Origin of the sequence: Chryseobacterium nakagawai (assembly GCF_900637665.1) — a bacterium.
Lineage (GTDB): Bacteria > Bacteroidota > Bacteroidia > Flavobacteriales > Weeksellaceae > Chryseobacterium > Chryseobacterium nakagawai.
In genome coordinates, this window is the sequence record NZ_LR134386.1 from 3,864,393 (window position 1) to 3,889,845 (window position 25,453).

Genomic DNA, 25,453 nt, shown 5'->3' on the forward strand with positions numbered 1-25,453 from the left:
ATTAAGTCAGCTCTTTGGCAAATGTAAAAACAGCAGGCAGCCCTCCTGTATGCCAGAATAAAACATTAGTATGTGCTGGTAGTTTTTTATTTTTCAAAAAATCCAGCATTCCATAAAATGCCCTTCCTGTATAAACGGGATCTAAAAGAATGCCCTCATTTTTTGCAAGTTCATCAATGGCAAATCTTTCATTAGCTGTTAAGACCCCATATCCTGCAGTATCATAATCCCTGTTGAGAACTATTTCTGAAGGTTCAATCTTTTTGTTGATATTAAGGTTTGCTATTATTTCCTGAACAATTCTAAAAACAACCTCTTCCAGGGAAACTCCATTGGTTTCTTCTTTATCTATACTAATGGGGATGAGTTCTGCTTTTAGATCATACAAAGCTTTTCCGGCAGTTAACCCGGCCTGCATTCCGCCAGAACTTGAAGCAAAAAAAATATAATCTATTGTCAGCTCTTTTTCGGCAAGTTGTTTTTTCAGCTCCTCTACGGCATGTACAAATCCTAAAGCTCCTGTGGAATTTGAGCCACCATAGGGAATGATAAAACATTTATTTCCCTGGTGTTCCAGGGTTTCTTTTAAAAGTTTTATATCTTCTCCTTTTCTGTTGTCACCTGTAAAATGTATGGATGCTCCAAGCAATGAAGACAACAGTAGATTTCCATCGTATGTATCAGGTTTCTCACCACCAAGAAGCAGATGACATTGCAGACCCATTTTAGCACAAGCCGCCGCTGTCTGCCTGCAATGATTAGATTGTTGTGCTCCCGCAGTGATTACGGTATCACAGCCTTCATCCAATGCCTGTTGGATTAAAAACTCTAGTTTTCTGGTTTTGTTTCCGCCAGAGGCTAAGCCAGTGTTGTCATCTCTTTTAATGTAAATAGTGTAATCAGGATATAACTTTGACAGGTTTTTCAGCTGTTGAAATGGCGTTGGAAAAAAGCCCAAGTCTATCTTATTGTTGTTCATATCTTTATCTTTTGGTGTCTTTAATGTATGATTTCTTTTTTATCCTCTACTTTAATTGTAAATGTAACCAATCCGATACTTCTTTCAAAACTGTTGGCGAATAAGTCTGCTCAATACGCTGGTATTCCTGAGGAGCTCCTGTATCAGACTCCTGAAATAGGTGGTTTAATCCTGGCAGTTCTTTGATCGTTGCCTGTTTGTTTTTAGCCTTTCTTAATGCTTTCTTTATAGCCTTTAAATTCTCCTTTGGGGTAATCTGCAGATCTGTTCCGCCATTAAGAGCCAAAACCGGAATTTTCACTTTTTTTAATGTAGAAAAAGGATCATATTTAATAAAATACTGCATCCAGGGAGTAGCATAGGTATCAATCTGTAAGTTGATGAATTCATCATCCGTCATACCATCAGGTCTTTTCAGCTTAGGATTATTACTTATTATTTTTTCTAAACTGATTCTGATATTTTTTTTTAACTGCCCGATATCAGAGGATTTCTTCACAAGATCAAATGTTTTTCTGTTGATCTTCTCCATCCCTTTTATTTCGTCTTCATTGGTTCCCGAAGCTTCTGCGATCAGTCTCTGTTGAATTAAAAGTATTTGTTCTCCGGAAATCCCTGGACCGGCAAGCATTACAATAAACGCAACCTCTCTTGATTTTATGGCCACTAACGGAGCGAGTAAGCCTCCTTCACTATGACCTATCAATCCAATATTTGCCGGATTGATTTCCTTTCTGGTCTTTAAATAAGCAACAGCACTTTCTACATCGGTTGCTAAATCTACCGAGGTTGCCCTTTTGAAGTCTCCTTGAGACAAAGCTGTTCCCCTGTCATCATACCGCAAAACAGCAAATCCATTTTTGGTAAGGTAATCTGACAGTACGAGAAAAGGTTTATGCCCTGCCAGTTCTTCATTTCTGTTTTGAGGACCACTTCCGCTTATCAAAATAACTGCAGGGAAAATACCTTCCCTGCTTGGAAGCGTTAAAGTTCCCGCCAGATGTATGTCAGCCTGTTTATTTTCAAACGTAATATCTTCTGAATAATAAGAATAGGGTTTCAGAGGTTCTTGAGGTCTGTTGAGTTGAATATTCTGTGCGAAAACCGAAGTTGAAACCGACAGAATTGCGATCAGCGATAGAATAATTTTCTTCATTTTGTTCAATTGTTTGATTAGAAAGTATCAAATGAGATTAATAGTTATTCGTAGGAAATCAAGTATCATCTCTTTAATTCCCTACGAACATGGCAGGATTTATGAAACTATAAGCTGTATCCAATTTCCAATCCGAAAACTTGCCGCTTTAAGGCAGAAATAGTACTCATAGATCCTATTCCGTATTGCGATACATAGGAAGCACTGATCTGAAAGTGTCCAACATCATAGCCACACATGGCAGCAGCACCGTAATTAAGTTGTTTCAATGGGGATTTACCTTCTGTATTTTTGCTGTACATATCCATATCACCCATTTTAGCGCTTATTCCATATCCCAGATAAGGACCTATTCCGAAAAATAATTTACCTACACCCAATTTATATTGAAAAACCCCATAAACAGGAAGTTCAAGATCATAGGATTCTAATTTGGATTTCTCTGTGGTGAACTTATTTTCCATTTCAGAATTTCTGTAATGCAGCATTAGATCAGACTGAAGGGCAAACCAGCTGCCAAAATCATACTTTAGAAATCCTCCCACAGAGCCTCCTAATTCTGGTGAACTTTTTGAATACGCGCTCTCTGAATCGTACTTATAAAAGGTTGAATTGACCCCGCCTTTAAGTCCTAAAGACATTTTTTTTTGGGCCTTTACTGAAATGGTACCCATAAGAAGTGTTCCTGTAGCAAAAATTGATAATATTGCCTGCTTTTTCATTGTGAAAAAATTTTTGATGAATAAACTGAAATTATTGTGATGCAAAACTCCGGATTGGAAACGCTTGTATGAAGTCTTTTCTGATGAACTTCAGTATCAACATGATGAAATGTGGTATTTAGTGAATTAAAATTCCACAAAAGAATACGTATTGCATAAGTCTTAGCGAATGAATAAAAGCAGTGTGGTTGTTATTGATCCAAAAACGAAAGTTTTACGGTAAATTCCGTATCCGTTCTTATGACTTCAATGGTTTTATTGTACAGGGCATATTGTTTTTGCAGGTTTTTCAGTCCTATTCCACCACAGTCAGCAGTAGTTCTCAGCTGAAGATTGTTGGAAACAGTAATTCCTTCTTCAGCTATTTCAATGCGAATCATCAAGGGATTATTATACGTGGTAATATTATGTTTTATAGCATTTTCCACAAGCAATTGCAGGCTTACAGGGATTACTTTACGGTTCAGTTCATTTTTATTGACTACTTCCACACGCAAATTATCTCCAAACCGAATCTGTTCTAAAAATATATATGAATCCAGAAAGGCAAGTTCTTCCTGAAGGGTAACCAAAGGCCGTTCATTTGTCAGCAATAAATAGCGGTAAACTCCCGACATTTTTTTCGCAAAAAGATTCGCCTTTTCAGCATCTTGGTAGGCTAAAGAGGACAAAACATTCAGGCTGTTGAATAAAAAATGGGGATTGATCTGAGCTTTCAAAGTATCGTACTGATATTGTATTTTCTCTTTTTCCATGATGGTAATTTTATTTTCAGCATCCAGGTGTTGTTGGTTATAAAAGAAAATTTCAATGAGCAATACTACAATGCTATTCCAAAGAATAATAAAAATCCCGGATTTAATAATTTCCGGGCTGCTCTTCAATGCAGATTCCCCTAAAAGCGAAAGATTAACCAGAAAAATCACGAATACAGAAAATAATGACGAAATAAATAAATCCAAGGCAACATGCAGGTATATATTTCTTATTTTTAAATACTTATAAATATTATTAATAATAAGAAAATCCATCCATGCAATCAATACAAAGGGAAGTAAATTGATGATAAAAAAATCTGAAAAACTTCTTTCTTTCCCAGTTAGTATCTGAAACATAAAGTAAAAGAAAACCAACAGAGTTGTCACGATGAGCACAAAGGCAATACTATGTTTTTTATCTATTTTTTTCATCATTTTTAATGCTGTCCGTCTACCCATTTAAGAAAATCCGGTACCCGTTCACGGCTGACTAAAATTTCATGTGGGCAATCCGGCTGGAATGCCAGTTTCAATCGGCTATTGAAATATTTGGAGATTTTTTTAATCGATGTAATATTGGCAACACAATTCCGGGAAACCCGGAAAAATGTTTTTTTGTCTAATTGGGCATCAAGTTGGTTTAAGGTATAATCAATAACAAATTTCCTGTCGGAAAATGTATGCAGGAACACAACTTTTTCCTCACTATAAAAATAGGCAATATCATTGATATCTATATGATTATAGTGGTCGCCAATCTGAATAAGAAAACGATTTTTTTTATGATGTCCCAATAAGGCAGCCTCAATCTTTTTGTAATCAAAAGTGGGTTCTTTTTCAATATTATGACGTTGCAATTTTTTCAATGCAGCTAATAAATCTGCTTCCTCAACAGGCTTCAACAGATAATCTATACTATTTAATTTGAAAGCCCTAATAGCATACTCGTCGTAAGCGGTTGTAAAAATGATTGGTATAGAGACTTCAATCTGTTCAAAAATTTCAAAGCAGTTACCATCAGCCAACCGGATGTCCATCAGAATAAAATCTACCTGATTATTTTTGAGAAAATGTACAGTATCCACTACGGATTCTATCCTGCCGGCCAACGTATAGTCTGGACAGAGACTTATCATCATACGTTCTAGCTCTACGTACGCAAAACGTTCATCTTCTACGATCAGATATTTCATATTCTACATCATTTATTGTAAAAATACGGAATGTTCGCTTTAGAAAATCAAATTTGGGATTGAGTTTAGAATTAAGGGGATGAAATACCAAATGAGCATGATGAAATCAATCATAGCAAAATCCGTATTTCAAAAAGTATTTCCTCAATTAAAGATTCTTTTTTGCAAGCACTGATATTTAATTTAGTTTAAAAAAGAAATATACTACTGCCACCCATTCTTTTCTAATTCCTTTTGCATACCCAATAGTACTTCGACTGCTGTTTTCTACCGTTCCATCATCTTTGACATAGCCAATGGTTGAACGGCTGCTGTTTTCTACAGTACCATCTTTTTTAACGTACCCTACGGTAGAACGGTTTTGGTTTTCTATAGTTCCATCACTTTTGATATAGCCAATAGTACTGCGATTTTTGTTTTCTATAGTACCGTCATTCTTAATATAGCCCACTGTTGAACGGCTGCTGTTTTCTATGGTACCATCACTTTTGATATAACCTGTTGTGCTACGGCTTGCAGATTCTATAGTTTGTGCAATTACCATGGAAACGCTGAACAGAAAAAAGCTAATAAATAGTGTTTTTTTCATGGTTTTAAAGTTTTAATTGGTTCTTATTTTTGGGTTCACTTAAGATATTCAAAAATATTGATTAGTAAAAAAATATAGCGCCACTTATTTTTAAGTGACGCTATATTAAATGACTTCAAAAAGAAATCTTAATGATTACAATTTAATGTTTATCGTTTGATAACTTTTACTGTTTTTACAAAGTCTTTGTCCGCATTTACTTTCACCTTATACACTCCTGATGTTAAAGAAGAAAAATCAATTATTCCCTTAGTGTCATTGATTGCTTTCGTTAGGATCAACTGTCCTGCGGCATTGTAAACACTTAGCAAAATAATCTTTTGATCTAGTGAGATCGTCAGGATATCCTGTACCGGATTCGGATAAACTTTCAGCTTATCTATTTTTTGTGAATCTTCCTGAACAGCTAAAGTACTTGTAGGGCAAGTAATAGATACAAATATTGGTTTTTGAATATTTGTGCCGTCTCCTAGCTGACCATAATTATTAAGGCCACAACCTGATAAAAAGCTATTATCATTAATAATAAATGTATTAAACATACCGGCTGTAAAGCTTTGTACATTAGTAACCGTTCCAATAAACGTAGGTGAATTTCTATTAGTTGTTGTTCCATCCCCTAATTGTCCAAGTATATTATCTCCCCATGCCCAAAATGTTCCATCTGTTTTGAGTGCTACTGAATGTTCAAAACCTGCATCAATGCTTTGCCAATCTGTTGCTGTTCCAATTTGTGTAGGTATAAGTCTATCAATAGTAGTACCATCTCCTAATGGTCCCAATTCATTTCTACCCCATGCCCATAAGGTTCCATCAATTCTGAGTCCTACTGAATGTAAACTTCCAGCAACAATATTTTTCCAATTCGTAGCCGTTCCGATTTGGGTTGGAGTAATTCTGTCAATTGTTGTTCCATCTCCTAAATGTCCGAATAAATTATTTCCCCAACCCCATAATGTTCCATCTGTTTTGATGGCGAAAGTATTCCCCCCACCAGATGTGATCATTTTCCAATCATTTGTTGTTCCTATTTGGATAGGTATATTTTTATCTATGGTTGTACCGTCTCCTAATTGTCCTTCCTGGTTATTACCCCAGGCCCAAAGTGTTCCATTTGATTTTATAGCTAATGTATAACTATCCCCAGCGGCAATATTTACCCAATCTGTGGCTGTTCCGATTTTTACTGGATTACTTCTGTCAGTTATAGTTCCATCTCCTAATTGTCCATAATCATTTCTACCCCAAGCCCATAGCGTTCCATCTGTTTTTAGTCCTAATGAATGATAAACTCCAGCAGCTATTTTCTGCCAGTTATTTCCGATCCCGACTTGTATTGGGATACTTTTTGAAATTGCAGTTCCATCCCCTAATTGACCAAAATTATTACGTCCCCATCCCCATAACGTTCCATCTGTTTTGATCCCTAACGAATGAAAATATCCAGAAGTCACCTTTTGCCAGCAGCCTGCTGTTGTTGTTGTTGTTGTTGTTGTTGTTGTTGTTGTTGTTGTTGTTGTAGGAACTTTAGTAAGGGAACCTTCCGCTGTACAATTGCCTTGGCTCATTCCACAAATAATATTGTTAGCTTTGCTCGTTTCGGGTTGAACGGTGGTATAGCCATCATTTGAAAACACTGTAATTAAATCACTCACAACGAAATACACTCCATCGTTTTTGGCTTTTCTAATATGCGGATCAGCTGCAAAAGCCATGATACAGACTAAACCTGTTAAGACAATAATTAATAATTTTTTTTTCATGATATTGTAAATTAGCTTTTTTTAATAAAAACAACATGATTATCCATTATAACTTTATGTTGTTTGATACAAAAGTATATTTTTATTATGAATCATCAAATAATCAATAATAACAATAATACAGTATTAAATGTGGTAAATAAAACATTAAAAAATAGCGCCACTTATTTTTAAGTGACGCTATATTAAATGATTTCAAAAAGAAATCTTAATGATTACATTACAATTTAATGTTTATCGTTTGATAACTTTTACTGTTTTTACAAAACCATTGGCTGCATTTACTTTCACCAGATAAAGCCCTGATACAAATCCGGAAACATCAATTGTTCCTTTAGTATCATCAATTGCTTTCGCTAGTATCAGCTGTCCTGCTGCATTGTAAATGGTTACCGAATGAATCTTTTGATCAAAAGAGATCGTCAGAATATCACTTACCGGATTTGGATACACTTTTAGCTGATCTGTCTTTGGTGTATTCTCTACAACAGCTAATACATCTTTAGGACAAGCAATAGGTGTAAAAATTGGCTTTGAAATATTGGTACCATCCCCTATTTCTCCGTCATCATTACGACCGGTTCCTGATAAGAATCCATTGGTATTGATTAAAAGTGTAGTATATTCTCCTGCGGCAACAATTTTTCTATCAGTAGCTGTTCCTATTTGAGTTGGATTCAATCTCACGATTTTAGTTCCATCACCTAATTGTCCATAAGTATTTCTACCCCATGTCCAAAGGGTGCCATCTGTTTTAATTCCTACAGAAGAACTATAATTGTTAGTGCTCACATTTTTCCAGTTCGTTCCAGTTCCGATTTTCGTTGGAGTACTTTTAGAAGTGGTGGTTCCATCACCTAATTGTCCATCTGAATTATTTCCCCAGCCCCATAACGTTCCATCTGTTTTCATCCCTAACGAATGAAACCAACCAGCACTCACATTTTTCCAATCAGTAGCGGTTCCTATTTGAATAGGGCTTGATATTATTGTTGAAGTTGTAGTTCCTTCACCTACCCGTCCATTATTTGTATTTCCCCACCCCCATAGTGTTCCATTGGTTTTGATGGCAAGAGTATGCTCAGACCCTGCTGTGATCATTTTCCAATCATTTGCAGTCCCGATTTGCACAGGTACGTTTTTATTGATGGTAGTCCCATCGCCTAATAAACCATAATCATTAAGTCCCCAACCCCATAGTGTTCCGTCTGATTTGATTCCGAATGTATGATTATATCCAACAGCAATGCTTACCCAGTCCGTAGCTGTCCCGATTTGTGTTGGATTATTACTTGAAGTTGTAGTTCCATCACCTAATTGTCCATGTTGATTACCTCCCCAAGCCCATATCGTTCCATCTGTTTTAATGGCTACGTTATGATTATATCCTGCAGCTATTTTCAGCCAGCTATTTCCGGTTCCGATTTGTGTTGGGATATTTTTTGGGCTCGTAGTTCCGTCACCAAGCTGACCACTATTATTAGCCCCCCATGACCATAATGTACCATCCGATTTTACTCCTAACGAATGAAAAGCACCTGAACTCACGCTTTCCCAGCATCCTGTTTCATTGGTAGGAAGTGTAGTAAAGGATCCTGCCGGTATCCAATTCGTCTGATTATATCCACAACTAGATGCTACCCACCAATAGTAAGTGGTGTTTGGCAATAAATTGGTCACATTATTACCCGCAGTAGAAGTAGTTTTCCCTTCTATTCCTCCAAACTCTGAATTTGTGCTATACATATATGAATACCCTCCACCAGGAGCCGGACTAGGTGCTGTCCAACCAAGAGTAGCCGAACTGGATGTAATATTAGAAGACATAAACTGACCTGGAGGATTACAAGCCGGAGGACAAGCTACCGGTGTAAATATTCTCCTTTTAAGCCTAGTCCCATCTCCTATTTCTCCCAGCTGATTATCACCAGTTCCTGCTAAAAGTCCATTGGTATTGATCAAAAGTGTATGAGACATTCCTGCTGAAATACTTTGCCAGTTAGCAGCAGTTCCTATAAGCATAGGGGTACTTCTGTTAGTTGCTGTACCATCTCCTAATTGCCCACTGCTATTACCTCCCCATGTCCAAAGGGTACCATCTGTTTTCAGGGCTATAGAAGAATTATTAAAGCCAGCATCAACAATTCGCCAATTGGTTTCTGTTCCGATTTGTGTTGGAGTATACTTTTCAGTTGTTGTTCCGTCTCCCAGTTCTCCTCTGAAATTGCTTCCCCATGCCCAAAGGGTACCGTCTGTTTTGATTCCTATCGAAACGTCTCCTCCACCATCAATACTTTTCCAATTTGTTGCGGTTCCTATTTTTATTGGAGCTAATTTATCCAGCCTGGTACCATCTCCTACTTGTCCACTATTATTATATCCCCATGCCCATAGCGTTCCATCTGCTTTGATAGCTAGTGTATGATCTTGTCCTGCAGAAATACTTGCCCAGTCTGTTGCTGTTCCTATTTGTACAGGTACATTTTTCCTAATCTTTGTACCGTCTCCTAACTGTCCATAGTTATTTTCACCCCAAGCCCAAATTGTTCCATTTGATTTTAGAGCTACTGTATAATCACTACCAGCTGCAATACTTACCCAGTCTGTTGCTGTTCCAATTTTTGTTATGGTGTTTTTGTTAGTATTGGTTCCATCTCCTAATTGTCCTTCCTCATTACTCCCCCAAGCCCATAGTGTTCCATCCGTTTTGAGTGCCACAGAATGACTATGACCTGCTGCAATTTTCAACCAATTATTATCTGTTCCGACTGGGGTTGGTTTAGAATTGTTAGTATTGGTTCCATCTCCAAATTGTCCATAGGTATTATATCCCCATGCCCAAAGTGTTCCATCTGTTTTGATGGCTAATGAATGCCCCCATCCGGCAGCGGCACTTTTCCAGCAGCTTGTATCCATGGTGGCAGGTGTAGTAAAAGAGCCTCCCGGCACCCAATTACCCTGGCTTGATCCACAATACGATGCTACCCACCAGTAATATTTGGTACCTGGTAATAAGTTTGTCAGATCTGCAGCTGTAGAAGAAGTAGCTCCCTGTATTCCTCCAACTACTGTGTGGGTACTATAAAGATACAGATAACCTCCATTAGGTGCTGAATTTGATGCAGTCCACTTAATAGTAGCCGTTGTAGAAGTAATATTGGTTGATGAAAATTGCGTTGGCGGAAGACAATTTGAAGGGCAACTAATAGAAGTATAAGTAAATTTATGTTCATTCGTACCATCACCTAATCCTCCTCTACTATTGAGTCCACATACTTTTAAAAAGCCATCGTTAGTTTTTACAAGAACAGAATTATCTCCGGCAAAAACCTGCATATTGTCTGAAGACGATCCTACTTTTGCAGGTGATGTAAGATAGGTAGATCCTGATGTACCGTTCCCGAATGTTCCATAGTAATTGTTACCCCACGCCCATAGCGTACCATCTGTTTTAATGGCCATTGTAAACTGCATTCCTGCGGATGCATTTAACCAATTGTTTGCCGTTCCTACCTGCGTTGGGATTGATTTTGAAACTAAAGTTCCATCTCCTAATTCTCCATAAGTATTTCTTCCCCATGACCATAGCGTACCATCGGTTTTGAGTGCTATAGAATGGCTATATCCGGCATCAACACGTTGCCAATTGTTCTCCGTTCCGATTTGAACCGGAAAATACTTATTGCCTGGTATTGCATTTACTCGTCCGTCAGAATTATTACCCCATCCCCATAGTGTTCCATTTGATTTTACTGCCAATGTATGATAACTTCCCGCTGTGGCCATGGCCCAGTCTGTATCTGTTCCAATTTGTGTTGGGATTTTTTTGGCAATTGAAGTTCCATCTCCTAATTCTCCTTCATTATTATATCCCCAGCCCCAAAGTGTACCATCTGTTTTAATAGCTGAGACATGATAAAGCCCAGCAGTAATACTTTGCCAATTATTGGCTGTTCCAATCTGAGTAGGACTAAATCTATCTATATTAGTTCCGTCACCTAATTGGCCATAGTTATTCTCACCCCACGCCCATAAGGTACCATCTGTTTTGATGGCAATAGTATAATCAGATCCGGTTACTGCTTTCAACCAATTATTGGCTGTTCCTATCTGGATAGCCACATTTCTATCGATCGTTGTTCCGTCTCCGAGCTGGCCATTAGAATTACTTCCCCACGTCCATAATGTTCCGTCTGTTTTGATACCTACGGAATGTTCACCTTTTTTGCTAAGCGTCTGCCAGCAACCTGAAGGAACTGAAGCTTCTATATTAATAACATTTTTAAAGAGAGGTCCCCAAACCCCAGCGTTGTCTCTGATACGAACATTAAATACATGTAAGCCAGTGGATGGTAAAGCAATTCCTGTTTTGGTCAGTTGCTCGTAAGTACTGTTAAAATTACCATCGGTGGCTAATACCGGAGTACCATTTCCTTTTCCGGGATCATTATCCCAAAAATATTCAGCCTGAGAAATGGCCAGGATGTTTGACACTGAATTTTGCTGAACATCAATGACATTTGTAAAAACAGGCCCCCAAACACCCATATTATCTTTGATACGAACAGAGAGTTTGTGTAAACCGATACCTGGTGTTGCAATTCCTGTTTTGGTTAATTGCTCAAAAACACTGTTGAAACTTCCATCCGTAGCTAATACGGATGTACCGTTTCCTTTTCCGGGATCGGTATCCCAGAAATACTCGGCCTGGCTCACGAACATCTGTGCCCAGCACAGCGTCGCCATAAACAAAGCGATTATACTATAGATATATTTATTCATATATTGTATGATTAAGATTATTTAGAAAAACCTGATCCGGTGATGGTTAATGTACCATTGTTAACTGTTCTTGGAGTTACCAAATAGTTCACCTGAGGTTTTCCTCCGTTATCTGCAGGCCAGTAATTTGCCCAGCTGTTAGAACCGCCATAATGTCCAACATCGTTTCTGGTAAGGTCTAAATCTGTGTATTTCACATCAGGATTTCCTGCATTTGTGTTCATACCCGTTACTGTATATGTTGTATTATCGAAATTCATATTAACTGCCCCTGAATTGTTGCTTTGGGTCATATTCCCTTGTGTTATAAAAGAGTTCGTAGATAAATTGTAATTAGCGGTCACATTTACATTACTACTTGCGTTTTGAATACAAACATTGGTTTGACCCACTACAAAAGAAACAGCATTGTTCATAATGGCAATATTTCCAGCCGTTGTTCCATTGATGTTAATCGTAAACGGGGCCAAATCACCAGGATTAGGATTATAAACAGTATTGTTAACGATTTCGTTAGAGCTTCCTGATTTAAGATTTGTAATATTAAACCCGGTACAGAAATTATTGTAGAATTTAAAGTTATAATTGATTTGTGAAGTCTGTATCCCTCCGTTTGATATATTACCATACACCTCAATATCAGATGCGGCAGGAATGGTATCTGGTGCCACAGAATAGATATTGATAAATCCTGTTTTATTGGCCGTACATATTCCGTGAGAAAATATCAGGTTTCCCTTCACCGTACTACCGGAAACGTTGGTGGTTGTATTGATCTGATATGAAAAAACATTATTCAGATCACAATTCAAAAGATTAACAGTAGTTCTTCCGCCTGATGTTCCTCCGTTTGTTTCTAAATTATAACTGCCAGAAGCCCCTGTACTCAGACTGCTGATGGTCACTATTCTTCCTGCTGCCGGATTAATGGTAATGTTTCCCTGGATGATATATTTATTATAATTGGTTTCTGAAACAAAAGTAAGTGACTTGTTAATAGTCAGGTTTTCTATATAAGCTGTCCCATTTGTTTTGGGTTGAATGATGATGCGGTCTCCATCTGAAGCTGCTGTAATAGCTGCACTTACTGTAGAGTAAGCACCGCCTATTCCGCCATTTCTAACATACAGATCGGCTGCAAAAGCCATAGTCCCGGATAAGCCTGTGAAGGCCATGATTAGTAGTTTTTTTGTCATAATAGTATAAAAATTGGTTGGTTTAATATTAAATTTAGGTCCTTTGATTCCCAAAACTCTTCTGATAGCCAAACGTAAGAACTGTCACTTTCGGTTTTCTTTTTTAAAGCACAGAGCTTGCGGTATAGCAACTTCAATCAATGAATAAACATTGATTTTAAAGGTATTTTCGTTGATTAAATAAGGTAACATCATAACTCTTACCACATCAAACTTTTCAGACATTGCTTCAAGCTTTTGTGATTCTCAAACTGATATAACTGTTATGATTTTTAACAGTAAGGTATGATTTGAAAAAAGAATCATATCGATTCAATACAACTGCTTTAAAGAAATTTCAAAATTTTAATGCTGTTTTTAAATTGTTGGAAACAATTAGCTATGATGAATGGGCAAAATAAATATAGTGTAGTTCATGGTTTAATTAATTTTCACGCTTAGTTTATTAGTTTTTTAAATCCACAATATTATCTGTTACAATTTTATATTGTGAATTGCAAAAGTATATTTTTATTATGAATCTTCAAATAGTAAATGAAGAATAATATTACTAAATATCAGGAATGTAGATTAAAAAATTAACAACAAAATATTAAAAGAATAGCGCCACTTAAAGATAAGTGGCGCTATTTTGAAAGATTTCATAGTTAAAGAAATCTGAGTTGTTACTTTAAGTTTAATGCTTATCGTTTGATAACTTTTACTGTTTTTACAAAGTCATTGGCTGCATTTACTTTCACCATATATACTCCTGATGGTAAAGCAGACAAATCAATTGTTCCCTTAGTATCATTGATTGCTTTTGTAAGAATCAACTGCCCTGCGGCATTGTAAACCGTTACCAAAAGAATCTTTTGATCAAGAGAGACTGTCAGAATATCCTGTACCGGATTCGGATAGACTTTCAGCTGATCAGCTTTTGTTGAAACTTCTACAACGGCTAGACTGCTTGTAGGACAAGCAACAGGTACAAAAATTGTTCTGTTAACTGTTATTCCATCTCCTATCTGACCATAATCATTAAAACCACATCCTGATAAAAATCCATTAGTGCTTATCACAAGTTTGTTAAACACATTTGCTGAAACAATCTTTCTATCAGTAGCAGTTCCTATTTTTGTAGGAATATATTTTGGAACTTTTGTACCATCACCTAAATGGCCAAAGGTATTATATCCCCAACTCCAAAGAGTACCATCTGTTTTTATTCCTGTAGAAGAGCCATAATAGTCACCCTCCACACTCTGCCAATCTGTTGATGTTCCCACTTGCGTTGGATTCAATTTACCTGTTGTAGTTCCATCACCTAATTGTCCGGAGGAATTATCTCCCCAGGCCCAAAGTGTACCATCTGTTTTAATGGCAATAGTATGAGAAACTCCACCAGAAGCATTTTGCCAGTTTGTAGCCGTTCCGACTTTTGTTGGAATAAGTTTTTCCGTTTTAGTTCCGTCTCCCAGTTGTCCGTTCATATTACTTCCCCACGCCCACAGTGTTCCATCTTTTTTAATGGCAATAGTATGATATACTATAGCAGCAACGGTTTTCCAATCATTTGCTGTTCCAATCTGTATGGGAATAGTTTTGTTTATTTTTGTTCCATCACCTAGCTGACCAGATGTGTTAAGTCCCCAAGCCCAAAGGGTTCCATTCGATTTTATAGCGAATGTATACCCATCTCCAGTGGAAATATCTGCCCAGTCAGTTGCTGTTCCGATTTGTGTTGGAATCATTTTATCAGCTGTAGTTCCATCACCTATCTGTCCAGCTGAATTATATCCCCAACTCCATAATGTTCCATCTTTTTTAATGGCTACAGTATGTGCATATCCTGCTGCTATTTTCATCCAGTTATTTCCGGTTCCAATTTGTTTTGGGGTAATTCTGGTGTTTGTAGTTCCGTCTCCTAGCTGTCCAGCACCATTTTTTCCCCAAGTCCATAATGTTCCGTCTGTTTTGAGACCTACGGAATGATAATTACCGGCACTCACGCTTTCCCAACAACCTGTTTCAGTAGTAGGAAGTGTATTAAATGAACCTGCTGGTATCCAATTAAACTGACCGGCTACACAATTAGAAGCTACCCACCAATAATACGTGTTGTTTGGTAATAGATTTGCCAAATTAGCTGTTGTGGTAGAAGTATTCCCCTCTATTCCTCCAAGCACTGAATTCGTACTATAAAGATAAGAATAACCTCCAGTAGGAGCTGGCGTTGATCCTGTCCAGCTAATAGTAGCCGTCGAAGAAGTAATATTCGTTGCTGAAAATTGTGTTGGAGGAAGGCAAATTGAAGGACAACCAATAGAAACAAACGAATTTGTATTATTATTATTTCCATTACCTAACTGTCCATACATATTTTGTCCACACACTTTTAAAGACCCGTCAATAGTCTTTACAAGAACATGATTCTCTCCCACAAAACTCTGCATATTGTCTGATGATGATCCTACTTGTGTAGGTAGCTTAGTATTAATACTTCCAGTTGTACCATTACCTAATAACCCTTTGGAATTGTTACCCCATGACCATAATGTTCCATTTGTTTTTGTGGCAAATGTAACACCGTTTCCAGCAGATATATTGTTCCAGTTTGTTTCCGTTCCTATTTGTACAGGTAAATTTTTATTAATGATAGTTCCGTCACCTAACTCACCAAAAGTATTACTTCCCCAAGCCCATAATGCCCCATTTGCTTTTAATGCGATTGAATGGTAGCTACCAGCAACAGCACTTTTCCAATCCGTTGCTGTTCCGATTTGAACTGGAGACAATCTACTGACTTGAGTTCCATCTCCTAATTCTCCATAATAATTATATCCCCATCCCCAAAGTGTTCCATCTGTTTTTATAGCAAAAGTATGTAGCGAACCTGGTTCTACCGTTTTCCAATTAGTAGCTGTCCCTATTTGAGCTGGCACAAGCTTATTATTAGTAGTCCCATCACCTAGCTGCCCATAATGATTATACCCCCAACTCCAGAGTGTTCCATCTGCTTTTATAGCAAATGTCTGATTGAATGAAACATGGATACTTTTCCAATCTGATGCAGTTCCTATTTGGACAGGCATATTTTTATTAATGGTTGTTCCATCTCCCAGTTGCCCATAATCATTTCTACCCCAAGCCCATAATGTACCATCTGTTTTTAGTGCTATGGTGTGGCTAAAGCCAATACTAACACTTTTCCAATCTGTTGCAGTTCCTATTAGGATTGGTGTATTTCTATCAGTTGTCGTTCCGTTTCCTATTTGTCCAGAATCATTGCTACCCCAAATCCATAAGGTTCCATCTGCTTTTATTCCTGCAGAAAATCCATCCCCCACACTAAGATTCTGCCAACATCCTGAAGGAGTTGTTGGAGTTTCTATATTAATAACATTTTTAAAAACAGGACCCCAAACTCCGGTATTATCTTTGATACGGATATTAAATACGTGTAACCCATTCGCTGGTAAAGCAATTCCTGTTTTAACCAGTTGTTCATATGTACTGTCAAAATTTCCATCAGCTGCTAAGACCGGAGTACCATTTCCAGCTCCCGGATCGGTATCCCAAAAATATTCAGCCTGAGAAAGGGCTAGTATGGTGGATGTTGGATTTTGCTGAACATTAATAACATTCGTAAAAACAGGCCCCCAAACTCCCGTATTATCTTTAATACGAACAGATAATTTATGTAAACCATTACCTGGTGTAGTAATTCCTGTTTTGGTTAATTGCTCGAAAGCACTGTCAAAACTTCCATCAGCAGCCAATACCGGAGTACCATTTCCGGCTCCAGGATCGGTATCCCAAAAATACTCAGCCTGAGAAAGTGCTAGTATTGTAGATGTTGTATTTTGCTGAACATTAATAACATTCGTAAAAACAGGACCCCAAACTCCCGTATTATCTTTGATACGGATAGAGAATTTATGTAAACCATTACCGGGTGTAGTAATTCCTGTTTTGGTTAGTTGTTCGAAAGCACTATTGAAGCTCCCGTCAGAAGCCAAAACAGCAATGCCGTTTCCGGTTCCCGGATCTGTGTCCCAAAAATATTCAGCTTGACTTACGAACACTTGTGCAGGACACAACACGGCCATAAGCAAAGCGATTATACTATAGATATAATTCTTCATATTGTTATACCATTAGTCATTATTTAGAAAAACCAGATCCACTGATATTTAATGTACCACCACTGATTGTTCGCGGAGTTAGTAAATAGTTTACCTGAGGTTTAGCTCCGCTATCTGTCGGCCAATAATTAATCCAACTGTTTGAACCACCGTAGTGACCTGCGTCATTTCTTGTTAAATCTAAGTCAGTGTAGTTTATATCAGGATTTCCAGCATTTACATTCATCCCTGTTACAGTGAATGCTGTCTCGCTGAAATTCATATTAACTCCTCCTGAATTATTGCTTTGAGTCATTGCTCCCTGTGTCACAAATGGATTTGTAAATACGTTGTAACTTGCTGTCACTGTCGCATTATTGTTATTGCTAATACACACATTGGTTGCTCCTACGACAAAAGAAGCGGCATTATTCATAATAGAAATATTCCCAGTGTTTCCATTATTTAAGTTGATGGAAAACGGTGCTATATCACCACCATAAGGATCATAGATAGTGTTATTAATAATCTCGTTGTTACTGCCTGTTTTAATAGCATAAACAAAAACGCCACGGCAAAAATTATTGTAAAACTTAAAATTATAGTTTGATTGTGAATGTGATACCCCAAAACTTGCAGCATTGCCATACACTTCAATATCCGATGTTGCAAGACTGGTATCTGCTACCGTAGAATTAGCATAAATAGACTGTGCTTTATTAGCAGTAACTCTACCATGAGAAAAACTAATTTCCCCCAGCACGCTAGAACCAGAAATATTAGTAGTTGTATTGGCTTGATTGGTAATTACCTTATTTAAATAACAATTGTAAAGGTTTATCGTAGTTCTTCCACCGGTAGTAGGCCCGCTTGCCACTAAGCTATAAATGGAATAGTCCCCAGAACTTAAATTGCTGATGGTTACCACTCTCCCAGCAGCGGGATTGATGGTAATCGTTCCCTGAATAAAATATTTGTTATAATTAGTTTCAGAAATAAAAGTTAATGATTTGTTGATGGTCAGGTTCTCTACGTAGGCCGTTCCATTCGTTTTGGGTTGAATGATGATTCTGTCCCCATCAGAAGCTGCAGTGATAGCCGCACTTACAGTAGAATAAGCTCCCCCTGTTCCTCCATTTCTCACATACAAATCAGCTGCATAAGCCATCGTACTGGATAAGCCCGCAAAGGCCATGATTAGTAGTTTTTTTGTCATAATAGTAAAAATTAATTGGTTTAATATTAAATTATATTTTTTTGATTTTTAAAATAATCCGCTTGTCGCTCCCCATCTTTCCTTCTGTTGGATAAAGGAGATATATGAATTTTAATCAATGTGTATTCATTGATTAAAAGGTATTTTCGTTAAATAAGTAGAAGTACATTATACCTGATACAACATAAACATCCCCAAACATTGATAGAACCTGAATTCTGAGGATTTACTGCTGATTTAAATTGTAGGAAATAAGTGTTGATGTATTTGTAAGGATAAATACAATATAGTCTTGTTCATTTTCATGATATAATTAATTTTCAGGTTTTGTTTTTAGTTTTTTAAAAAAAAAGATTAATTTAGCCCAAAGCGGCTAATAAAGAGTAGTTTACAAGAGTGGGAAACTCTATCGGTAACGATTTAGTAATGGTGCTTACTGCACTTGCTCTCATTTGATTACCTTGTAAATCAATACTGCAAATATAAAAAATAAAGAGTAAAGTGCATTAGTGTTTTACCCTTTATTTCGTCCTTTCCTTTCTACTTGCAATATCAATAAAATCTCCCCATTGGGGGAAAACTGTGATATTGGTTTCAATATTATTCCCAAATTTTGGCATATCAACAATAGATGCAACTCCGAATCAAATAGTGAGAACTTCTAAACGGCTATGCTATGAAAATCGTGTTGAATAAAATATTAGCGCAAATTCATCATCAGGAAGAGAAATTTTCTTCTCAAATGATGCCAACGGCGGAAGAGGCTTATCAAATGACCCTGTTCCTAAAGGAAATGTTGTTCAATATAAAAGCCCAAGTCATACAGGATGGATTTACAAATGAGCAGCAAGAAATTGACTTTTTCAAGAACATTAAACCACAAATCTTAGGGAAGCTCATTTACTATAACAAAGTCTTCCGCATCGAAACTACCTGCCCTGTAAGCAATGGTAAAATACATCAAAGCTATTATGAGAACCAATTAAAAGCCCTCAAATCAGAATATAAAGAAAGGATTTGCAATGAGGATTTTTACAGATATTACCGTGCAGTCAGGACAGACCGTGACCATACTTATTTCAGGCTCGGACAAATCAATTACCACGATGGATTAAAGAGTGGTGTATTTGAAATTGACCTTAGTTTTTCAACATATTATGATAACAAGATAGCCTATATTATAGCGAACGAATTACTTTATATTTATATGCTTACTAAAATCAGCCCCAAAGAAAATCCAGATTTAATTTTATTAAATGGAGAAGCAAACAAGGATATTTCGTGGACAAATTCTCAAAATGCACTTATCGAACTGATATACGCCCTGTATGCTTCAAATTCCATTGCATACGGAAAAATAGGCATCCGAAAATTAGCATTGATTTTTCAAGTGCTATTCCGAACTCCCTTAAACGATATACATCACTCTTTCCACCGAATGAAAACAAGGGCAGGCTCCCGAACGGCATTTTTAGACCAGCTCAAAATATCCCTCGAAGAATATATGGATAAAGACCTTTAACTGTTTCAATACAGTGATTTCAAAGCAGTACACAATATGTACTGCTTTTTTTTGCCCATATCTGCCAATTGGCAAATGTTGGCAAATTCCTGTTACAAAATACTCAAAATGCCCTGAACCCCTTATTAAACAAGGGGTTTGCCTAATTGTAAAAATTTTTAAAAAACCGCCAAACCAATTGGCAAGGATTGGCAGACAAACACTGCCACCTTTAACAATTTTGCATAGTGAACATTTAAAAGCTGTGCAATGAAAATTATAACAATTGAAGAAGAAGCGTGGCAACAGCTAAACAGCCGTATCAATGCCATTGCCGACTACTTGAAAAGATTGGGCGATACCAGCTATGATGACCTGTGGCTCAATAACCACGAGGTATGCCAATACCTACACATCAGCGAAAAGACCTTATGGCGTATGCGAACCAAAGGCGAGATTGCTTATTCAAAAATCTACGGTCAGTATTTCTACACCATAGGAGCAATTAAGGATATGCTCAATGCCAATGCCATACAGAGCAGTGATGAATTTGTGCAGGAGCTTATGGCAAAAGGCAAAAGCTATATCGAAAAAGGCAGAAAGCTAAAGACAGATAAAAAATAGGTATGAACCCTTAAAAGTATATCCCTATGAATATTGACAGAATGGAATTTTTGGCGTGGATGGAACGCTTAATGGGTCGCTTGGATATGCTGGGCGACAATATAGATGAACTGCAAAAGAAACGCAACAGCATAGACGGCGAGGAATTGCTGGATAATCAGGATTTGCTTCAAATGCTTAAAATCAGCAACCGCTCCCTGCAACGGTATCGCTCCATTGGCAAACTACCCTATTATACCATAAGCGGAAAATTGTATTACAAGCTATCCGATGTACATCAGTTCATTAGAGAGAGTTTTAACCCACCCTCAAAATGAACGCCAATGAAAGACAAAGACTGCCTTTGAGTGCCACATTGGGCAATACAGCCAACGCTTAATTTACATTCGGCGGTAAACTTTAAATTTTTCAGATTATGAGCGAAGAAACAACAAATAAGCAGGAAATGCCTGAACAATTATCGGACATATTATTGGTGCTGGATAAAGAAAAAATGAAAATCCAAGCCGTAAAGAGTATTGACGAGAACGGGAAAATGGAAACCGTTGAACCCACGAAGAAAAACCAAAACCAGTTTATGCGTGTGGACAAAAGTGGCGATTTCTTTTCCAATTTCTTCTCCAATTTTTTCAGCCAGTTAAAGAACCCTACCAATTTTTCATTCTTCAAAGTGCCTGCACCTGTCGCAGTTGAAAAAGCACAGGAAATGCAAAAGCAGGTTGATAAGCCCACTCCCGAAGGAGAAAAAGTGATGAAAGAACACGAAGTAAAAACAGAACCGCAACAGGATAAAAAACAAGAAAATCAAAATAATATGGCAACAACACAAACAACACCGGAAGCGAGCGAATACCGCTACAAGCCGGAGCAGATTGATTGGGACACAATGAACAATCTCGGATTAAGTAAGGAATATCTTGAAAAGAGAAACCTGCTTGAACCTTTATTGAAAGGTTATAAAACTAATGAACTCTTACCGATTGGTGTTAACCTCGGTGGTACTATTCTCCGCACGGATGCCCGCCTGTCTTTACAGCAAGCCGAAGACGGAAAAGTTGTAGTAGGAATACACGGCATCAAAAAAGAACCCAACTTGCATTTTGAATTTTTCGGACACAAGTTTACGGATGAGGACAAAAAAAACCTGCTCGAAACAGGCAATATGGGGCGTGTAGTTAACCTGACCAACACCAAAACGGGCGAACTGATGCCGTCGATTATCAGTATAGACAGGCTGACAAATGATGTAATTGCGTTGCGGACGGATTTCATAAAAATTCCCGATGAAATTAAAGGCGTGAAACTGAACGATGAGCAAAAGCAAACTTTAATGGAGGGTAAACCACTAAAGTTAGAGGGTATGATTTCCACCAAAGGAACGGAGTTTTCGGCAACGGTACAGTTCAATGCAGACAAGCGTTATGTTGAGTTCCTGTTTGACCGCAATAACTCCAACAGGCAGACCCAAAGCAATGGGCAAACTCAAAACAACGGACAAAGCAATCAGCAAAGCCAGCCGCAGGAAGCTCCAAAAACATTCAGGGGCAAAGAACTGACCGATGAGCAGCATAAGGATTTCAAAGCCGGGCAAACCGTTTACATTGACGGATTGAAAGATAAGAAAGGACAACCGTATCAGGGTTATATCACTTTCAACAAAGAAACCGGAAAAACTGATTTTGCCTTTCCAAGCCAAGTTAAGGCACAGGCAAAACCTATCGAAGCCCATAAAACACAAACTGCCGTCAATTCAGAGGGCAAAACCAACGAAGCGACCAAAAACATCAAAGAGCCTTTGAAGTCGGGGCAACAAAGACCGAAAAACAAACAACAGCAGGAACAACAGGAAAAGCCGAAAGCTCCTGCAAAATCCAAAGGCGTAAAAAGGTAATCAAGTATGAAAACAATCATTGCAGAAAAACCAATCGTAGCAAGGGAAATAGCCGGACTTGTGGGAGCATCCAATAAAAAGGACGGCTACCTGACAGGTAACGGCTATTTTGTTACGTGGGCATTCGGTCATTTGATAGGATTGGGAATGCCCGAAGATTACGGGGTTTCGGGATTTGATAAAGCATCATTGCCAATGCTCCCAAACCCGTTTTTGCTGACCGTCCGGAAAGTGAAAAAAGACAAAGGTTATACAGCGGATACGGGTGCATTAAAGCAACTGAAAGTCATCGAACAGCTTTTTAACCGTAGTAACAGCATCATTGTAGCCACCGATGCGGGACGTGAGGGCGAACTCATTTTCAGGTACATTTATGAATACCTGAAATGCAACAAGCCTTTTGAACGGCTTTGGATTAGTTCGCTTACCGAAAAAGCCATTAAGCAAGGGTTTGATAACCTCAAAGATGGAAAACAGTTTGATGGATTGTACCAGGCGGCACAAGGCAGAAGCCGTGCCGATTGGCTCGTGGGCATCAATGCTACACAGGCGTTGAGCATAGCCGCAGGAAATGGCATTTATTCGCTCGGAAGAGTGCAAACGCCTACACTGGCTTTGATATGCAAACGCTATTTGGAAAACAAAAATTTCTCGGTAAAGAAATACTGGCAGATACAGTTATCGCACAACAAAGAACTGATAGATTTTAAAAGCCTTTCCAAAACCAAATGGGAAGACCAAAAACTTGCCGATGATACGCTGAAAGCCATTCAGCGAAGTAAAACGGCAACGGTTACATCGGTGGAAACCAAAAGCATTACAGAGCAACCGCCTCTATTGTTCGACCTTACTGGCTTGCAAAAAGAAGCCAACAAAAAGCTGAACCTTTCTGCGGAAGAAACGCTCAATATTGCCCAAAGCCTTTACGAAAGGAAGTTTATCACATACCCACGCACCGGAAGCAAGTACATTCCTGAAGATATGTGGGCAGAAATCCCCAACCTCGTAAGGGCTTTGCAGGACAGCGAAACCTGCAAGCAAGCCGTAGGGAAATTGAAATGGGGACGGTTCAATAAACGTATTGTAAACGATTTGCGTGTTACCGACCACCACGGATTATTGATTACTGATAAAATCCCATCAGCCCTGAACGCAAAGGAAAACTCCGTTTATGATATGATTGCCTTTCGATTGCTCGAAGCCCTTTCACAAGCCTGTATCAAAGAGATAACCGATGTAGGTTTACAAGCGTTGCATTATGATTTTACAGTAAAGGGTTGTAAGGTTATAGAAGCAGGCTGGCGTTCCATCAAAGGTAGTTTTTCAGATGATAATACCGAACCTGTACAGGATTTGCCCGAACTGAAAAAAGGCGATGAACTAAAAATAAAAGAAGCCTCCGTTTTGGAAAAGAAAACCAAACCACCAGGGCTTTATACTGAAGCAGGACTTTTGTCGGCTATGGAAACTGCCGGAAAGGAAATCGAAAATGAAGATGAACGCAAGGTTTTACAAAACATCGGTATTGGTACTCCGGCTACCAGATCCGCAATAATAGAAACCCTGTTTACCCGCAACTATATCCAACGAGAAAAAAAATCCCTAATCCCTACCGAAAAGGGATTGCAGGTGTACGAATTGGTCAAAGATCGTAAAATTGCGGATGTGGCAATGACCGCCGAATGGGAATTGGCTTTGCAAAAAATCGAAAATAACGAAGCAGATGCAGAGGCATTTCAAAAAGAAATGGAAACTTACGCCTCATCTATTACCAATGAATTGTTACAAACTTCCATTGCACAAAACAACCTGCCTAAATTGGTTTGCCCGAAATGCAAAAGCCAACAACTCATTATCCGTGATAAAATAGTGAAGTGTCCTGATGAAGTTTGTAATTGGTTACAGTTCCGCAATGTGTGTGGCGTACAAATCGGCTTAGCCGATATTGAAAACCTTGTCAATAAAAAGAAAACTTCACTTATCAAAGGAATGAAAAGCAAAGCCGGAAAGAAATTCGATGCTTATATCGTGTTGAATGAGGATTGCAAAACCTCTTTCGAGTTTGCCAAAAATAAAAGCTACAAAAAGTAATGGAAAATAAGCCTACCATTAGCACAAAGGAAATCAGAAATCTGATTTATTCCATACGTGGAAAGCAAGTGATGCTGGATAGCGACCTCGCTTCCTTATATCAAGTGGAAACAAAGAACCTCAACAAAGCAGTAAAAAGAAATATTGAAAGGTTTCCCGTTTCTTTTTGCTTTCAACTGACCGAAGAGGAAGTTGAAAACTTGAGGTTCCAAATTGGAACCTCAAGTTTAAGCTACGGTGGAAGACGGTATTTGCCCTATGTTTTTACTGAACAAGGGGTTGCAATGGCTTCTGCCATACTCCGTTCAGATATAGCGGTTAAAGTCAGTGTTGAAATTATGGAAGCCTTTGTAGAAATGCGACGAATGCTTATCAGCAACGCTTCTTTATTTCATCGTTTGGATAAGATTGAATTGAAGCAGTTAGAAGCCGACCAGAAATTTGAGGAAATCTTTAAGGCTTTGGAAAGCGATAAACTCCATAGCGAAAAAGGTATTTTCTATGATGGACAAATATTTGACGCTTATACCTTTATTTCTGATATTATCCGAAGTGCCAAAATTTCAATTATACTCATTGATAATTATGTTGACGATACAGTCCTCACATTGCTTGGGAAGCGTGAGCAATCAGTAACTGTAAAGATTTATACTAAAAATATCAGTAACCAATTACATCTTGATCTGCAACGCTACAACAGCCAATATCCTGCTATTGAAATTGAGCTCTTATCTGATGCTCATGACCGATTTCTGATTATTGACCATACAGAACTTTACCACATCGGGGCATCACTCAAAGACCTGGGCAAAAAATGGTTTGCCTTTTCAAGAATAGATATTGAGATTGGCAGGATGCTACAAATCTTAAATAACCAATAAAATTT

General features: G+C 38.0%; 17 protein-coding genes. 6 read left to right on the top strand and 11 right to left on the bottom strand.

Translation table 11 applies throughout. The features are described 5' to 3' along the window. Nucleotide 1 precedes the first annotated feature (1 nt). The 11 genes from EL260_RS17425 to EL260_RS17475 form a co-directional block, all read right to left on the bottom strand. Nucleotides 2–979, bottom strand: a complete 978-nt coding sequence (locus EL260_RS17425) for a D-cysteine desulfhydrase family protein (protein WP_123856647.1) — start codon at nucleotides 977–979, stop codon at nucleotides 2–4. Between the two features lie 46 nt (nucleotides 980–1,025). Beyond that, nucleotides 1,026–2,135, bottom strand: a complete 1,110-nt coding sequence (locus tag EL260_RS17430) for an alpha/beta hydrolase family protein (RefSeq protein WP_123856649.1) — start codon at nucleotides 2,133–2,135, stop codon at nucleotides 1,026–1,028. Nucleotides 2,136–2,242: 107 nt separating this feature from the next. After that, complete coding sequence (locus EL260_RS17435) at nucleotides 2,243–2,857, bottom strand: porin family protein (RefSeq protein WP_123856651.1); 615 nt, start codon at nucleotides 2,855–2,857, stop codon at nucleotides 2,243–2,245. A 191-nt stretch (nucleotides 2,858–3,048) separates the two neighbouring features. Next, a complete protein-coding gene (locus EL260_RS17440) occupies nucleotides 3,049–4,050 on the bottom strand; it encodes a sensor histidine kinase (RefSeq protein ID WP_228445514.1) in 1,002 nt (333 codons plus the stop codon). Nucleotides 4,051–4,052: 2 nt separating this feature from the next. Next, nucleotides 4,053–4,808, bottom strand: coding sequence for a LytR/AlgR family response regulator transcription factor (locus EL260_RS17445; RefSeq protein ID WP_123856653.1), 756 nt, complete (start codon nucleotides 4,806–4,808; stop codon nucleotides 4,053–4,055). Nucleotides 4,809–4,986: 178 nt separating this feature from the next. After that, nucleotides 4,987–5,397: a 5-fold beta-flower protein gene (locus EL260_RS17450; RefSeq protein ID WP_123856655.1), complete on the bottom strand. Its 411-nt coding sequence runs from the start codon at nucleotides 5,395–5,397 to the stop codon at nucleotides 4,987–4,989. A 149-nt stretch (nucleotides 5,398–5,546) separates the two neighbouring features. Then, nucleotides 5,547–7,160 (bottom strand): T9SS type A sorting domain-containing protein, encoded by a 1,614-nt coding sequence (locus tag EL260_RS17455; RefSeq protein ID WP_126367235.1) that lies wholly within the window; start codon nucleotides 7,158–7,160, stop codon nucleotides 5,547–5,549. A 234-nt stretch (nucleotides 7,161–7,394) separates the two neighbouring features. After that, nucleotides 7,395–11,942 (bottom strand): RCC1 domain-containing protein, encoded by a 4,548-nt coding sequence (locus EL260_RS17460; RefSeq protein WP_123856659.1) that lies wholly within the window; start codon nucleotides 11,940–11,942, stop codon nucleotides 7,395–7,397. 17 nt (nucleotides 11,943–11,959) lie between these two features. Next, nucleotides 11,960–13,138: an autotransporter outer membrane beta-barrel domain-containing protein gene (locus tag EL260_RS17465; protein ID WP_123856661.1), complete on the bottom strand. Its 1,179-nt coding sequence runs from the start codon at nucleotides 13,136–13,138 to the stop codon at nucleotides 11,960–11,962. A 683-nt stretch (nucleotides 13,139–13,821) separates the two neighbouring features. Beyond that, the gene (locus tag EL260_RS17470; protein WP_123856663.1) at nucleotides 13,822–17,265 is read right to left on the bottom strand and encodes an RCC1 domain-containing protein; all 3,444 of its coding nucleotides are present in this window, start codon (nucleotides 17,263–17,265) and stop codon (nucleotides 13,822–13,824) included. Between the two features lie 19 nt (nucleotides 17,266–17,284). Further along, nucleotides 17,285–18,460: an autotransporter outer membrane beta-barrel domain-containing protein gene (locus tag EL260_RS17475; protein WP_123856665.1), complete on the bottom strand. Its 1,176-nt coding sequence runs from the start codon at nucleotides 18,458–18,460 to the stop codon at nucleotides 17,285–17,287. 676 nt (nucleotides 18,461–19,136) lie between these two features. On the opposite strand from EL260_RS17475, the gene EL260_RS17480 reads away from it, so the two are divergent. The 6 genes from EL260_RS17480 (at nucleotide 19,137) to EL260_RS17505 (ending at nucleotide 25,448) form a co-directional block, all read left to right on the top strand. Then, complete coding sequence (locus EL260_RS17480) at nucleotides 19,137–19,982, top strand: RteC domain-containing protein (protein WP_115169402.1); 846 nt, start codon at nucleotides 19,137–19,139, stop codon at nucleotides 19,980–19,982. 249 nt (nucleotides 19,983–20,231) lie between these two features. After that, nucleotides 20,232–20,585, top strand: coding sequence for a helix-turn-helix domain-containing protein (locus EL260_RS17485; protein ID WP_115169401.1), 354 nt, complete (start codon nucleotides 20,232–20,234; stop codon nucleotides 20,583–20,585). Between the two features lie 26 nt (nucleotides 20,586–20,611). Further along, complete coding sequence (locus EL260_RS17490; RefSeq protein WP_074745793.1) at nucleotides 20,612–20,902, top strand: helix-turn-helix domain-containing protein; 291 nt, start codon at nucleotides 20,612–20,614, stop codon at nucleotides 20,900–20,902. Nucleotides 20,903–21,000: 98 nt separating this feature from the next. After that, entirely contained in the window at nucleotides 21,001–22,476 is a 1,476-nt protein-coding gene (locus tag EL260_RS17495; RefSeq protein ID WP_115169400.1) for a DUF3945 domain-containing protein, read from the top strand. 6 nt (nucleotides 22,477–22,482) lie between these two features. Next, nucleotides 22,483–24,567 carry a type IA DNA topoisomerase gene (locus EL260_RS17500; RefSeq protein ID WP_115169399.1) on the top strand — a complete coding sequence of 695 codons (2,085 nt, stop codon included), beginning with the start codon at nucleotides 22,483–22,485 and terminating at the stop codon, nucleotides 24,565–24,567. Continuing rightward, a complete protein-coding gene (locus tag EL260_RS17505) occupies nucleotides 24,567–25,448 on the top strand; it encodes an ORF6N domain-containing protein (RefSeq protein WP_115169398.1) in 882 nt (293 codons plus the stop codon). The genes EL260_RS17500 and EL260_RS17505 overlap by 1 nt, the downstream gene beginning before the upstream one ends. Nucleotides 25,449–25,453: the final 5 nt, after the last annotated feature.

Coding starts and splice junctions, on each gene's coding strand:
- EL260_RS17425 (WP_123856647.1), bottom strand. CDS start 979: ATGAACAACAATAAGATAGACTTGGGCTTTTTTCCAACGCCATTTCAA.
- EL260_RS17430 (WP_123856649.1), bottom strand. CDS start 2,135: ATGAAGAAAATTATTCTATCGCTGATCGCAATTCTGTCGGTTTCAACT.
- EL260_RS17435 (WP_123856651.1), bottom strand. CDS start 2,857: ATGAAAAAGCAGGCAATATTATCAATTTTTGCTACAGGAACACTTCTT.
- EL260_RS17440 (WP_228445514.1), bottom strand. CDS start 4,050: ATGATGAAAAAAATAGATAAAAAACATAGTATTGCCTTTGTGCTCATC.
- EL260_RS17445 (WP_123856653.1), bottom strand. CDS start 4,808: ATGAAATATCTGATCGTAGAAGATGAACGTTTTGCGTACGTAGAGCTA.
- EL260_RS17450 (WP_123856655.1), bottom strand. CDS start 5,397: ATGAAAAAAACACTATTTATTAGCTTTTTTCTGTTCAGCGTTTCCATG.
- EL260_RS17455 (WP_126367235.1), bottom strand. CDS start 7,160: ATGAAAAAAAAATTATTAATTATTGTCTTAACAGGTTTAGTCTGTATC.
- EL260_RS17460 (WP_123856659.1), bottom strand. CDS start 11,942: ATGAATAAATATATCTATAGTATAATCGCTTTGTTTATGGCGACGCTG.
- EL260_RS17465 (WP_123856661.1), bottom strand. CDS start 13,138: ATGACAAAAAAACTACTAATCATGGCCTTCACAGGCTTATCCGGGACT.
- EL260_RS17470 (WP_123856663.1), bottom strand. CDS start 17,265: ATGAAGAATTATATCTATAGTATAATCGCTTTGCTTATGGCCGTGTTG.
- EL260_RS17475 (WP_123856665.1), bottom strand. CDS start 18,460: ATGACAAAAAAACTACTAATCATGGCCTTTGCGGGCTTATCCAGTACG.
- EL260_RS17480 (WP_115169402.1), top strand. CDS start 19,137: ATGAAAATCGTGTTGAATAAAATATTAGCGCAAATTCATCATCAGGAA.
- EL260_RS17485 (WP_115169401.1), top strand. CDS start 20,232: ATGAAAATTATAACAATTGAAGAAGAAGCGTGGCAACAGCTAAACAGC.
- EL260_RS17490 (WP_074745793.1), top strand. CDS start 20,612: ATGAATATTGACAGAATGGAATTTTTGGCGTGGATGGAACGCTTAATG.
- EL260_RS17495 (WP_115169400.1), top strand. CDS start 21,001: ATGAGCGAAGAAACAACAAATAAGCAGGAAATGCCTGAACAATTATCG.
- EL260_RS17500 (WP_115169399.1), top strand. CDS start 22,483: ATGAAAACAATCATTGCAGAAAAACCAATCGTAGCAAGGGAAATAGCC.
- EL260_RS17505 (WP_115169398.1), top strand. CDS start 24,567: ATGGAAAATAAGCCTACCATTAGCACAAAGGAAATCAGAAATCTGATT.